This is a genomic window from Nesterenkonia sp. DZ6, assembly GCF_022565835.1.
In the GTDB taxonomy this organism is placed as follows: Bacteria; Actinomycetota; Actinomycetes; order Actinomycetales; family Micrococcaceae; genus Nesterenkonia.
The window spans coordinates 260,404-273,358 of record NZ_JAJOYW010000002.1 but is presented as its reverse complement, the minus strand read 5'-3'; the positions used below and the strand labels follow the sequence as shown (position 1 = coordinate 273,358).

Annotated in this window: 10 protein-coding genes; 1 reads left to right on the top strand and 9 read right to left on the bottom strand. The window is 68.3% G+C overall.

Annotated elements, in window-relative coordinates:
- Positions 1–291: 291 nt before the first annotated feature.
- Positions 292–975: a response regulator transcription factor gene (locus tag LTH93_RS06900; protein ID WP_241470523.1), complete on the top strand. Its 684-nt coding sequence runs from the start codon at positions 292–294 to the stop codon at positions 973–975.
- 33 nt (positions 976–1,008) lie between these two features.
- On the opposite strand, the gene LTH93_RS06895 is transcribed toward LTH93_RS06900, so the two are convergent.
- From LTH93_RS06895 to LTH93_RS06855, 9 genes are all read right to left on the bottom strand, one after another.
- Positions 1,009–1,833, bottom strand: a complete 825-nt coding sequence (locus LTH93_RS06895) for a hydroxymethylpyrimidine/phosphomethylpyrimidine kinase (protein ID WP_241470522.1) — start codon at positions 1,831–1,833, stop codon at positions 1,009–1,011.
- Positions 1,826–2,344 (bottom strand): hypothetical protein, encoded by a 519-nt coding sequence (locus LTH93_RS06890; protein ID WP_241465278.1) that lies wholly within the window; start codon positions 2,342–2,344, stop codon positions 1,826–1,828. Before LTH93_RS06890 ends, LTH93_RS06895 begins: the two co-directional genes overlap by 8 nt.
- 33 nt (positions 2,345–2,377) lie before the next feature.
- Entirely contained in the window at positions 2,378–2,917 is a 540-nt protein-coding gene (locus LTH93_RS06885) for an NUDIX hydrolase family protein (protein ID WP_036473357.1), read from the bottom strand.
- Positions 2,918–2,971: 54 nt separating this feature from the next.
- Complete coding sequence (locus LTH93_RS06880; protein WP_241470521.1) at positions 2,972–3,709, bottom strand: AMIN-like domain-containing (lipo)protein; 738 nt, start codon at positions 3,707–3,709, stop codon at positions 2,972–2,974.
- A gap of 35 nt (positions 3,710–3,744) precedes the next feature.
- A complete protein-coding gene (locus LTH93_RS06875) occupies positions 3,745–5,475 on the bottom strand; it encodes a hypothetical protein (protein ID WP_241470520.1) in 1,731 nt (576 codons plus the stop codon).
- 77 nt (positions 5,476–5,552) lie between these two features.
- Positions 5,553–6,206, bottom strand: coding sequence for a DedA family protein (locus tag LTH93_RS06870; RefSeq protein ID WP_241465275.1), 654 nt, complete (start codon positions 6,204–6,206; stop codon positions 5,553–5,555).
- On the bottom strand, positions 6,203–7,222 hold the full coding sequence (locus LTH93_RS06865; protein ID WP_241470519.1) for a pseudouridine synthase: 1,020 nt from the start codon (positions 7,220–7,222) through the stop codon (positions 6,203–6,205). The genes LTH93_RS06870 and LTH93_RS06865 overlap by 4 nt, the downstream gene beginning before the upstream one ends.
- 37 nt (positions 7,223–7,259) lie before the next feature.
- Positions 7,260–7,940, bottom strand: a complete 681-nt coding sequence (locus LTH93_RS06860) for a VOC family protein (protein WP_241470518.1) — start codon at positions 7,938–7,940, stop codon at positions 7,260–7,262.
- A gap of 85 nt (positions 7,941–8,025) precedes the next feature.
- The gene (locus LTH93_RS06855; protein ID WP_241470517.1) at positions 8,026–12,921 is read right to left on the bottom strand and encodes a DNA glycosylase AlkZ-like family protein; all 4,896 of its coding nucleotides are present in this window, start codon (positions 12,919–12,921) and stop codon (positions 8,026–8,028) included.
- Between the last annotated feature and the right edge of the window lie 34 nt (positions 12,922–12,955).

The following is a 12,955-nucleotide window of genomic DNA, read 5'->3' as shown; positions in this document are numbered from 1 at the left end:
GAACAGTGGTAATAATTAAAGCAGAAATGGCGGCGATTCGGTATGCGAACAAGGCAAGTGACATTTTTTGTTCCTTTCGGGGGTATACCTTCGAAGTTTTAGCGAGTAAGCTTAGATTATGGTGTGCCTAGATTCAGGTATAGTGGACTAAAGTAGCTAATTTACGCAATTCCGCTTGGATCCGGTACCTGTCCCGTCCGGAAAGGACCCCATGAGCAATGTCGGCGAGCGGGTCGGATAAAATAGGACACCGCGCCAGGTGTCACAGGCCGAGAAAGAACAGGTTCAGCCATGCTCCGTCTCGTCGTTGCAGACGACCACCCGATCATGCGCGCGGCTCTGCGCGCCTATGTCGACTCCGCTCCCGATATGGTCTGTGTCGGGGAAGCGCAGAACGGGCTGGAGGTCATCGAGCGCGTACGTGAAGAGAAGCCCGATGTCGTGATCATGGATCTCAAGATGCCGGTGATGGGCGGGGTCGAGGCTACCGCTGCGGTCATGGCGATCGCCCCGGAGACTTCGGTGCTGGCGGTCACCACATTCAGCTCGGAAGGGCATGCGCTGCAGGCCCTGAACGCCGGCGCCAAGGGCTACATCGTCAAGGACGCCACGGCCGACCAGGTCTTGGAGGCTATTCGCCAGGTTCACGGCAGCTCGGTGCCGATCTCGCCTGACGTGGCGCGCAAGCTTGAGTTCAATGAGGTCAATGAGGCGGAGGAGTTCTCCCTGGCGCTCGCAGGATCGGACTACCTGCCGCGGACACCACCACGAGAGACAGAAGTCCTGAGTCTCTTGGCGCGGGGATTCAGCAATCGAGAGATCGCGACGCGAATGGTCCTGACCGAGGGCGCGGTCAAGGCACACCTTGGTCGGCTCTGCGTCCGGTTCGGCGTGAGGGACCGCGTCCAGCTGCTCATCCGCGCCACGCAGCTGGGCCTCATCGAGCCGCAGCTAGAAGATGGTCGAGAAGAGTAGACCGCTGGCTGAGCGAAGCTCCGTCCGCCCCCTTCAGCCGCGCAGGCCGCCCTGCCACAGTGCATCGAACGGGGTATTCCCGGCGACCCGCTGACGAATGCCTGCAGTGACGAACTCCTTGGCCCGGCGCGCGGCGTCTCGGGCGGAGCTGCCCTTGGCCAGTTCGGCGGTGACCGCGGCCGCCAAGGAGCAGCCTGCGCCGGAGACCGCGTGCTCACCGATCTTGGGCGCGCTGAGCACCTCGATGCCGTCTGCGTCGACGAAGACGTCCACCGCCTCGGGGCCGGCGAGTCGGACTCCGCCCTTGGCGAGCACGGCAGCGCCGGAGAGTCGATGGATCTCCGCCGCGGCGGCCTGCAGGTCGTCCAGGGTCTCGACCTTCATCCCGGAGAGCTGTTCGGTCTCGAAGTGGTTGGGGGTGACGAAGGTGGCGAGTGGGAGCAGCTCGGCCTTCAGCGCCTCGTCGGTGTCCTGCGCGTGACCGGGCTCCTGGCCCTTGCAGATCAGCACCGGATCCAGCACCAGGTGCTTCGGCCTTCGCGCGGTGATCGCGGCGGCCACGGTGGAGATCGTGGCGGGGGAGCCCATCATCCCGAGCTTGACGGTGTCGAGCACCTCGGGCCCGTAGTTGCCGAAGATCGCTTCGATCTGGTCCTCGATCACCTGGGACTCGACCGGGACGAAGCGATGGTTCCACTCATCACCCGGATTGAAGGACACGATGCAGGTCAGCGCCACCATGCCGAACGTACCGAGCTCCTGGAAGGTCTTCAGATCCGCCTGCGCCCCGGCGCCGCCGGTGGCTTCCGAACCCGCGATGCTCAGCGTCATCGCGGGAGATGAAGTGGTCTCAGGCATGCTCAGCGTCCTTCGGCTCGGGGGTCGCAGCGGGGTCGGGCTCTTCAGCAGGGTTCTCCACGCGGGCCAGCGGCTGCGCCATCCAGCGACCGATCCCGAGCAGGATGCCGGCGGGGAAGCCGATCAGCGGGATGAGCATCGGGATCAGTCCTCCGGCCCCGACCACGAGCACGACAGGACCATAGAGGAGCCCCACGAGGACGTAGCCGAGGATATGCACGGTGGGGCGCACCTGGTGTCGGTAGAGCCAGCTCACCAGCAGGGTCCCGGGAATGCCGACGACGACGGCCGCCGCGGCGATCAGCGGAATCAGCGGGGCGAGGAAGCCGTCTTCGTTCAGGCCGGGGATGAGGCCCAGTGCGAGCAGCAGGCCGCCCATGACCGCTGTGGGGACAAGCCAGGAGACGATCCACCCTGCGGCTCCGAGCCGCAGCACCGGACGCGCTGCGGTGTCCTGCTTGCGGGGCGGCCTTCTGCGGCGGACGGGCTTCTCTGGGGCGGGAGTGGTCATTGGCCTGATTCTACCGGCCGGAGCTGGTGTGGCTCAGCCGGTGTGACCCAGATGGGCCAGGGCCTGGCGGATCAGCTTCTCGCGGCCGCCGAGGAACTCCGCCTGCACATCGGGGCTGAGCACCTGATCCGGTGTCATCCAACTCAGCTCCAGGGCGTCCTGGCGCGGTGAGCATTCCCCGGAGACGGGCACGATATAGGCCATCGAAACCGCATGCTGCCGGTCATCGACCAACCCGGTCTCGGAGGGGTAGGGAAAGTATTCGGCCACGGCGAACGGCACCGGCGAAGCGGGGATCTGTGGCATCACCATCGATCCCAGGTCCTTCTCGATGTTGCGCAGCAGAGCCGCCCTGATGGTCTCGCGGTAGATCACGCGTCCGGAGACCACGGTGCGGTAGAAATGCCCCTCGGCGTCTGCGGTGTAGAGAAGACCCAGCTCGGTGATGCAGCCGAGGGGATCCAGTCGAACTGGGATCGCTTCGACGTAGACCATGGGGAGCCGTCGTCGTGCCTCGTAGAGGTCATCCTCGTTCAACCATCCGGGGTTCGGATCTGGGGTTCGAATGCTCATGGTCCCATCATGCACCACAACGGAGCCCGAGGCCGGTCAGGGCTCAGTGCCGGGTCATTCCTCGTTGGCGATGTCCACCACGAGCCGGGTCGGCTCCTCGAGCAGCTGCATCTGGAACGGCCGTTCCTGGTCCAGGCCGATCAGGTACTGGGAGTGGGCTTCAAATGGTCCTTGGATGAAGATCTCCTCGAAGGCTCCGCCGCGATCGCGTTCGTAGTACTCCTGGGCGGGAAGCTCGTCTTCTGGCTCGTCCTCCGGAGCCCACGAGGGTCCGTTGACGTTGATCTCGAGAATGTGTTCGCCGGCTACCTCGATGGGTTCGCCGCGGCCCAGTTCGGCCGCGGCATCTGTGTACTCTCCGCGCCAGCTGGGGGTGCCGTCCCCGGAGTACTCGAAGACCACACGGTCGTATCCCTCATGGACACCGGAGCGGATCTCCACCAGATGATTGGGCTCCTCGCCGCGGGTGAACTCCCCGGGGAAGCCGTCAGACTCCTGGGCGTCGGTGCTGAAGTCCGCTGAGGCGGCGTCGTCGCCCTGGTCCTCGTCTTCGGGTGCCGCGGAGGCCCCGGACTCGTCAGGCTGCTCAGACTCTCCAGGATCTTCAGACTCGGACGCCGGGTCCGGCTCTTCCGAGTCCTGCGCGCCCTCGGTGTCCTCAGTGGGCTGCTCGGAGGCGGCGTCCTCGGCGGGGGCGGGGTCCTGGCCCTCCTCCGGGGAGCCGCAGGAGGCGAGCAGCAACAGCATGGCTGCTCCGAGTGCGGTGATCTGGCTTCTGTGCGGGTGCCTCATCGTGCCTCCTGTGCGGTGGTCCAACCGGGGCTGGTTCAGATGATGTCTTCGAGCGGACGCCCCATGGCGGCGCGACGCTCCGCGTGGTTGATCTTGTGCCGGCGGGATTCGGTCGCGAGGATGACCACGAAGGCTCCCATCGCGGCGGAGATGGCGACCCACACGGAGGCGACGTCTGAGAGCAGCCGGGGGAAGATCAGCCAGAACATGCCCCAGCCCATGCCGAGGGCGACCGCGATCCTGCCGCGTTCGGTCATCGCGTAGTAGGCGGCGGCCCAGATGCAGATGCCCAGGCCGAGCAGCGCCCAGAGCACCGCAGGGATGCCGGGGACGCGCCATCCCATGGCGGTCAGCCAGATGGAGAGCGAAGACATCGCTGCGACCATCGCCCAGCCGGTGAAGAGACCGGTGGTGGTATCGGAGAATCGACGTTCCAGACCGGTGCGGGCGGTGCGGAAGGTGAACTGTCTGATCGCGTCGATCAGTGCCAATGCCGCAGCGAGGGAAGCCAGCGCCGCGAGGGTGAGCATTCCGTGGTGGATGCTGGCCGTCCAGATGAGCATGAACAGCGACGCCGAGCCGACCTGCCAGCCAGAGCGGCGCTGCCGTGGGGTGGAGATCTGGGTGGTGGTCCACTGGTGGACCGCGTGGGCCAGCAGGCCCAGCACGATGATGGGCCAGAGCCAGTAGAAGTTCGCGTTCGGGGAGAGCAGCGCCTGTCCGCCGGAGTACCAGCCGCCGGCGAGCTCATCGAGCCCATTGCCGCCCAGGATGGCGGGGGAGCCGGGGAAGATGCCGAACATCCAGATCAGCGAGACCAGGGCTGCCAGGGCGCCCAGGGTGACAAAGATCTGTCGGTAGAGGTCGCTGCGCACCGGCGCGGGGTCGGGGTCCCTGGAGGGCATGTTGTAGGGCGGGATGTAGGTGAAGAGGTCTTCTTCGTCATCGGCGGACTCGATGTAGTCCCGGTCGGTGGGCCGGTGGTTCATCGCGGTGGCCGCCTCGATGGCTGCGGCCTTCTCCAGGATGACGTCGCGCTGCCGCTGCTCATCCAGGGCGCGGCGAGGCCGGGGCAGGCTCAGCGGGGACGACTCCGGCCCCCGGGCGGCGCTGCCGAGGGCAGAGCCGGAGTGGTCCACGCCGTTGGAGGGTGCTGCCGCGGCGCGTGTGGCAGGCGGGCTCTGCGCGGCGCCCGCGGTGGACTGGCCCGATGCGGGTCGGCCGTTCTTCCTGCCGTTCCTGCTGCGCTGCTCGTCAGGACCGGGCTGATCCTGCGGGGCGGACCGGCGGAAGGCGGCGCCGACGCGGCGGGCGGCGCCCAGGAACTTCTCGTCAAGGTCGTCGAAGAAGCTGCTGAGGTCGGTCTCAGGAGCGCTGGCCTTCGACGGCGCGGGCCGCGCCGGCGTGGGGCGGCTCCAGCGCACCGAGGGTGCGGAAGGTGCAGGGGTCGGCGACTGGGCAGCGGCCGGTGTTGAATCTCCGGCCGGTGTGGAGTCTTCGGCGGGCGTGGTGTCTGAGCCGGACACAGAGTCTGCGGCAGGCGAAGAGTCTCCAGCAGGCGCGGAGCTCTCGGCGGGCGCTGAAGCGTCAGCAGGGGCCGCTGAGGCGGTGGCGGGATCCTGCTTCCGGGCAGGATCTGCGCGCTCGGCCGAGGTGTCCTCGGCGGAGCTGTCCTCGGTGGACGCAGGCGAGATCTCGGTGTCCGCGCCGGATTTCTCGGCGACGGTGAGCGTCTCGGCGGACTCGTCCTGGGACTTCTCGGTCAAGCCCGGGTTCCCCCCTCTAGGTCATGGCTGGCATATGCAGTAGCTGTCGGAGCGTCGTGCCCGGACATCATCGCTGGTCAAGCGGCTGCCGACTCTCTTCTGGACCCCCGACGCGAACGCTGTCGGGTGATCAGCACGGTGATCCCCAACCCCACCAGGGTACCCACAACGATCGCGGCCGCCGTGCTAGCCCAGGGTGGGAGCCCTGTAGTTGTTCCCGTAATGTAACCTAACCCGACCAGCCACAGGCTCCACGTGAGTGAGCCCAGCAGGCACAGCGCCACGATGGAGCGGCCGCCGAGACGCATGATCCCGGCCGTTGCCATCGAGGCGGAGCGGCCCCCCGGAATCCCGCGGATGAGGAGCAGGCCCGCCCAGGTGGAGGCGCCGCCGGCGCGCAGCGAGATGCGCAGCATCTTCCGGTGCAGCCGACGTCCCCACCTCCAGCGGTAGAGCAGCCGGATGAGCTTGTAGCGGAAGAGCAGGTAGACCCCGATGTCGCCGATGAGGCAGCCGATGAAGGTCACGGCGAGGACCAGCAGCAGCGGGAAGATCTCCTCGGCGGCCATCGTGCCTGATGCGATCACCATGACCTCGGAGGGAAACGGCGGCACGATCGCGGTGAACGCCACCGCCACTGCCATGAACAGGAAGTAGTAGAGCCCCCACTCCTGATAGAGCGCCGGATCGCCGAGGTCACTGATGCCGAAGGCGATCGCGGGATTGGTCACTGCGGGGTCTCCTGAAGGGTTCGAGACGAGATGAAGCTGCGTGGCACCCCGGTCATCGGGTCGGTGAAGGCGAGTGTCTTGGCCAGCAGCTGGAGCGGCTTGTCGAACTCATCAGGGGCGTCATCGAGAAGTTCGGGATAGAAACGATCATTCAGAATACCGAGACCGAGAAGTGCCATGTGAATGCGCAGCTGGTGAGTCTTTCCGGTGTGTGGATTGAGCCGGAAGTGGCCGACGTCGTGCCCTGAGCGGCTGCGTCCGGTGGAGAGCAGCTCGATCTGGGAGGAGGAGTTCGCACCGGGGATGGCCTCGGTTCGGCGCTTGCCCTGCCGGGCTGTGCGGTCATGCGGGCGCTTGCCGGAGTGTTCCGGGGCGTATGAGGCCAGTTGGGAGACCACCACGCCCTTGGTCTTCTCGATCTTGTTGCGCACGGTGAGCGGGAATCGCGAGGCCATGGTCTCGGGGCTCATCCCAGCTGGGGTGGCGCTGACGCATTCGTAGGACTTCTCCACCACGCGGTTCTCGAAGAGCAGCTGATACGCCCCCCGGGTGTCGGGCTGTTTGGAGAACAGCACGACGCCGGCCGTGCCCCGGTCCAGCCGATGGATCGGCACCAGGTCCGGGAGGTTGAGCGTGTTCCGCAGCCGTACCAGCAGCGATTCCTGGACATAGCGGCCTGCCGGGGTGGTGGGCAGGAAGTGTGGCTTGTCCACCACCACCAGGTGTTCATCCTCATGGATGAGCTCCTCGGTCACCGGCAGCGGGATCTCCTGGCTGACCGAGCGGTAGTACCAGAGGAACTCGAGGTCGCCCAGCGGGGTGGACGTGCTCAGCGGCGCCCCGTGGACGTCGACGACGTCGCCGTCATCGAAGCGCCGGGTGATCCCGCCATGGTCGATGTGTCCGAAGGTCTCCAGCACGTAGTCATGGACGGTGTGCCAGGGCCCGTTCAGCGGGACCCGCAGGCGCGTGGCATTGACGCCGTTGCGCACGGGGAGAGGAGACTTCTGCGTCACAGGTCAGTTTCTGGGCAGGTCAGCGAGCCGGGGCGGCTCAGCCCCAGACCGGCGCCTCGGCGCGGGCGGTGGGCTCGGGCTGCCCCAGGGGCTGGTTGACCTGCCAGGACATGCCGAAGCGGTCCTTGATCCAGGCGAAGTTCGTGGCGAAGTCGTAGTCGTCGGGCTCCATGAGGAACTCTCCGCCCGGTGCCAGGCTGTCTACGATCTGATGGAACTCCGCCGCGGAGTCCACGACCACGGCCACGGAGATCGAGGGGGTGAAGCTGAACTGATGCTTCATCAGGCTGTCCTGGATCATCAGCACCTGCCCACCGATCCTCAGCTGCGCGGTGGCGACCAGCGGGACTGGAACGGTGATGACCTCTTCATGATCAGAGGCGTCCTGGGCATGCTTGACCGTGATCAGCGTCGTGTCGGTCGACTCAGCCTCGGTCTGCTCAGCCTCGGTCTGCTCAGCCTCGGTGGACTCAGGCTGGGTCGGCTCGGTCTCCTTCACGGCGTCCGAACCTTTCCCGCCGTCGGAGTCCTCTGGGACTTCGGTGTAGGCAGGGTCCACGGGCTCAGCGGAGGGCCGCGGGGTGGGGTCGTAGATCTCGGTGCCCGCGGGGTGGTGCACGATCTCCAGCAGCTCAGCGTCAGGGAAGACGTCGAGGTAGTGGTCGATCGCTTCTTGGGCCTGACCCTGGAACATCAGAAACGGAATGCAAAGAGTCATAACTTCACCCTAGCCGGAAATCCTGTGTTCTCTATGACTGCGCGCTGCGCGGGTGAGGCGTCATGGCAGTGATCCGGTGCGGCGATCATGGCGCGAATCTCAGCCCGGAGGGCGAGGAGTTGAAGCCGGCGTCGCGCAGCAGCTGTCCCAGCGGGTGGGTCAGGATCCGGTCTCCGTTGACCCGTTCCACCGCGATCCGTCCGGTCTTGGCCGCGCGCAGGGCCGGCACCAGCGCCCGGGAGATCAGGTCCATGGTGGATTCGTCCTCGGTGAAGAGCAGCAGGGTGCGGCCTCCGCGCTCCATGTAGAGCACCAGCCGCCCGCGGTAGAGCACCACGACGGCGCCGGCCTTGCGTCCAGGTCGGTGCGTGGAGCTCTCCAGCTCCGGCCAGTCCAGGGCCGCCCCGTAGGGATTCGCCGGGTCGGTGGCGGCGAGCACCACCGCAGCATCCTGCTTCTTCCCGCCGCCCGATGTGCTCGAGCCGGAGGCTCCCGCCCTGGGCGTCCCGGTGCCTGATTCGGCGCCGGCCTGTTCGGCGGCGTCCTCGAGGCGTTCGGAGATCCAGCGCAGCTGATCGATGGTCGCCGAGGAGGTGAACTGGGCGGCGCCGAGCTGTTCGATGAAGTATCCGCGCCGGATCTGCCCGGAGTCCTCGGCCGCGGAGAGCACCTTGTAGACCGCCGCGAAGCCGCCCTTTGCGGAGGCGCCCAGACCTGACTGCTGCTCGGACATCACCGAGCCGCGGGTGACCACCCCGTAGCGGTCCAGCAGGATCTCGGCGCGGGTGTGCGCGGCGACGGTGGCATCCACCGAACCGTTCGGGACGAGCTGCCAGCGGCCGCCCGCGCCGCCGCCGGTGGGTCCGGAGGCGGCGTTCCCGGCGATCCGGGTGCGGTGTGATTCGGTGGCCCGGCGCAGCGCCATCCGCCGTGAGGAGTGCCTCGGTCGCGCCGGTGTGGGCTGCTTCTTGTGCGCGGTGGTCCCGGTGGACATGAATCTGCGCAGCGCGGCGAAGCTGTCGGGGGCGACCCGTCCCGCCCAGAACAGCTCCCAGAGCGCGTTCTTGGTGCTCTCCCGGGAGCCTGTGAGGTCGGGGTCGAGCTGGTCGTGCAGCGCCTCGATGAACCAGGCGCCGCCGCGGGCCAGGATCTCGAGGATCGACTCCTGCAGCGCGGTGGGGGTGAAGTCTTCTCCGTTGCCGCCCAGCCCGGTGCTGCCCGGCTGGTTCAGCAGCGTCTCGGCGTCCTCCCGCGGGTAGAAGGCCAGCCAGCCGTCATGCCCGCTCAGCGCCCCCTTGCCCACGGCGAGGAACTCCCCGGCGGAGAGCAGCTCGTCGAGCATCTCCGGCCGGTAGTCGTGGATCCGCGCCGGGAGGATATAGGACTCCCAGGCGCTGGCCGGCGCGGCTGCACCGGAGAGCTGGGCCAGCGATTCCGCCACGGCGGAGACCCCCGAGGAGGAGGAGCCTTTCCCGCGGGCCGCGGTGATGCCCTGCCATTCGAGCAGGAACTGGGCGTAGGCGGGGGTGGGCACCGGCTCCACCTGGGCGCGCAGGGCGGCCAGGGAGCGGCGTCGGATCCTGCGCAGCATCTCGGCATCGCAGTACTCCACCGTGCCGGGCCGGGCATCGGCGGGGATCACCCGGTCGGGTCGGAACAGTCCCTCCACCACCCGGTGCTCGCGCACCAGCCGGGTCAGCGTGTCCACGACGACGGCGCGGCTGAGTCCCAGCTCGGCCGCCGCCTCCTCCACCAGGAAGGGTCCGTGGGTGCGGGCATAGCGCCCGACGAGATCGCCGAGCGGATCCTCGACCGGGTCCAGGAAGGCGTAGGGGATGCCGACCGGGATGGGCGTGCCCAGACCGTCGCGCAGCCGTGAGGCGTCCTCGATCGCGGCGTAGCGCTCCTCAACCTGATCCTGCTCGCCGTCGGCGCCGGACTCTGGAGAGGTGCCGGTGCGCCACATCACCCGGAAGGCGCGCTGATTCGAGACCAGGGCCTCGGCATGGTGCTTCGCGGGCTCACCGTCTTCGAGCCGGGCGGCGAGCTGCTCTTCGGTCAGCGGGCCGAGCAGGCGCAGCAGGTCCGCGACGCCCTCTTCGCCGCGCAGGTGCCGGGAGGGGAGCAGCCGCTGGGCGTAGGCCTCGGAGTCGGCGATGATCGCGGCGTCGAGGAACTCACGCAGCTCCACCCGGCCCAGCAGCTCACCCAGCAGGGCCGGGTCCACCGAGAGCGCGGCGGCCCGGCGTTCGGCCAGCGGGGAGTCCCCCTCGTAGAGGAACTGCGCGATGTAGCCGAAGAGGATGGACTGGGCGAAGGGGGAGGGCTTCGAGGTGGTCGTCTCCACGATCTTGAGCCTGCGCTGGGTGATGCTGCGCAGCAGCTCCAGCAGGGCCGGCATGTCGTAGACGTCCTGCAGGACCTCCCGCATGGCCTCCATGATCACCGGGAAGTCAGGGTAGCCCGAGGCGACCTCCAGCAGCTGGGAGGATCGTTGGCGCTGCTGCCACAGCGGAGTGCGCTGTCCGGGGTTCTGCTTGGGCAGCAGCAGGGCCCGGGCGGCTGCCTCGCGGAACCGGCCGGCGAACAGCGCAGAGGAGCTGACCTGGCCGGTGACCAGATCCTCAAGCTCGTCGGGGTCGAAGACGAAGAGCTCCGCGCCGGGCGGGTCTTCGTCCATCATCGGGACGCGCAGCACGATCCCGTCGTCGCTGGCCATGGCCGAGCCGTCCAGGCCGAACCGGTCGTGCAGGCGTTCACCGACCGCCAGCGCCCAGGGGGCGTGGACCTGCAGTCCGTAGGGCGAGAGCAGCACGATCCGCCAGTCACCGAGCTCGTCCTTGGTCTGTTCCACCACCAGGGTGGTGTCGCTGGGGAGCACCCCGGCGGCCTCCTGCTGTTCGGTGAAGTAGCGCAGCAGGTTCTGCTGCGCCCAGGTGTCCATGCCCAGCGCGGTGAGCCGCTCGGCGGTGGGCTCTGCGGCGCCGGCGTGGACCTCCCGGGTGAACCGGCCCAGCGCGCGGCCGAGCTCGGCGGGACGGCCGAAGCCGTCGCCGCGCCAGAAGGGCAGCGAGGCGGGCTGCCCGAAGGCCGGGACGACGAGCACCCGGTCGAAGGTGATCTCCTGGATCCGCCAGCTGGTGGCGCCCAGCGCGAAGACGTCGCCGACCCGGGACTCGTAGACCATCTCTTCATCGAGCTCACCGACCCGGCGGCCGCCGGAGCGGGCCGATCCGGAGTCTTCTCCGCCGGCGAGGTAGACCCCGAAGAGCCCGCGGTCGGGAATGGTGCCGCCGGAGGTGACCGCGATCCGCTGTGCGCCGGGGCGCCCGCTGATCGTGCCCGCGTCGCGGTCCCAGATCACTCGGGGGCGCAGCTCGGCGAACCGGTCGGAGGGGTATTTGCCGGCGAGCAGGTCCAGGGTGGCCTCATAGGCCGAGCGCGGCAGCGTGGCGAAGGGGGCGCTGCGGCGCAGCGTCTCGAACCAGGACTCCACATCCAGCGGGTCCATCGCGGCGGCGGCCACCGTCTGCTGGGCAAGGATGTCCAGCGGGTTGCGCGGGATGTGCAGGGCCTCGATCTGCCCGGCGAGCATCCGCTCGACGATCACGGCGGTGCTCACCAGGTCCCCGCGGTGCTTGGGGAAGAACCAGCCGACCGAGACCTCACCCACCTGGTGCCCGGCCCGGCCGATGCGCTGGAGCCCGGCGGAGACCGCGAAGGGGGCCTCCACCTGGACGACCAGGTCCACGGCGCCCATGTCGATGCCGAGCTCGAGGGAGGAGGTGGCGACCACACAGCGCAGCTGGCCTGATTTCAGCGCCTCTTCGGTGAGCTTGCGCTGTTCCTTCGAGACCGAGCCGTGGTGTGAACGGGCCAGCGGTGCGGGCTCGCCCGCGTCCCCGTCATCCCCGGGGGCGGATGCGGCGGCGTCGTCGGTGTTCTGAGCGGTGGGCGCCTGGCGTTCGGACCAGATCTCGTTGATCCGCCCGGTGAGCTTCTCCGCGAGCCGACGAGAGTTCACGAACACGATGGTGGAGCGGTTCTCGGTGACCAGATCCACGACCCGGTGCTCCACGTGCGGCCAGATGCTGGGCTGCAGCGGCTGGTCGCTGAGCAGCGCGTCGTCGGGCGGGAAGTCGATTGCAGGAGTGCGCGCAGGGATGCCGGCCGCGGCGTCGGGGTCTCCGCTGCCGTTCGAGGCGGCGGCGAACGGGGTCGCGCTCTCGGGCGGGGCGGTGTTGGGGGAGGCCAGGTCCTCCACCGGGACCGAGACGGTGATGTCCCATTTCTTCTCCGACTTCGGTGCGACGATCTCCACCGTCGCCGAGCCGCCCAGGAAGCGGGCCACCTCCTCGCGGGGTTCCACCGTGGCGGAGAGCCCGATCCGCTGGGCCGGGGCTGCCAGCAGGTTGTTCAGCCGCTCCAGCGAGACCGCCAGATGGGCGCCGCGCTTGGTGCCGGCCAGGGCGTGGACCTCATCGATGATCACGGTCTTGATCCCGGTCAGCGTGCTCCGGGCCTGGGAGGTGAGCATCAGGTAGAGCGATTCTGGGGTGGTGATCAGGATCTGCGGGGGCTTCCGAACCAGGTCCCGACGCTCCTTGGGCGTGGAGTCGCCGGTGCGCACCCCGACGGTGATCTCCGGCGGCTCGTCCGCGGCGCCCTCGGCGGCGAGGCGGCGGGCGGTGTGCGCGATCCCGACCAGCGGGCTGCGCAGGTTGCGTTCGATGTCCACGCCGAGCGCCTTCAGAGGCGAGATGTAGAGCACCGAGGTGCCCGCGGTGGGTGCGGCGAAGAGCTGGTCGATCGACCAGAGGAAGGCCGAGAGCGTCTTGCCCGAGCCGGTGGGCGCGACCACAAGCGCGTTCTTGCCCTGCGCCACGGCAGCCCAGGCGCCAGCCTGCGCGGCGGTGGGTGCACCGAAGGATGCTTGGAACCAGCGCCGGGTCGGCTCGGTGAAAGGTTCCAGGGCGGTCATGGTCTTACTCTAGAGGCCGCCACGGACATCCATA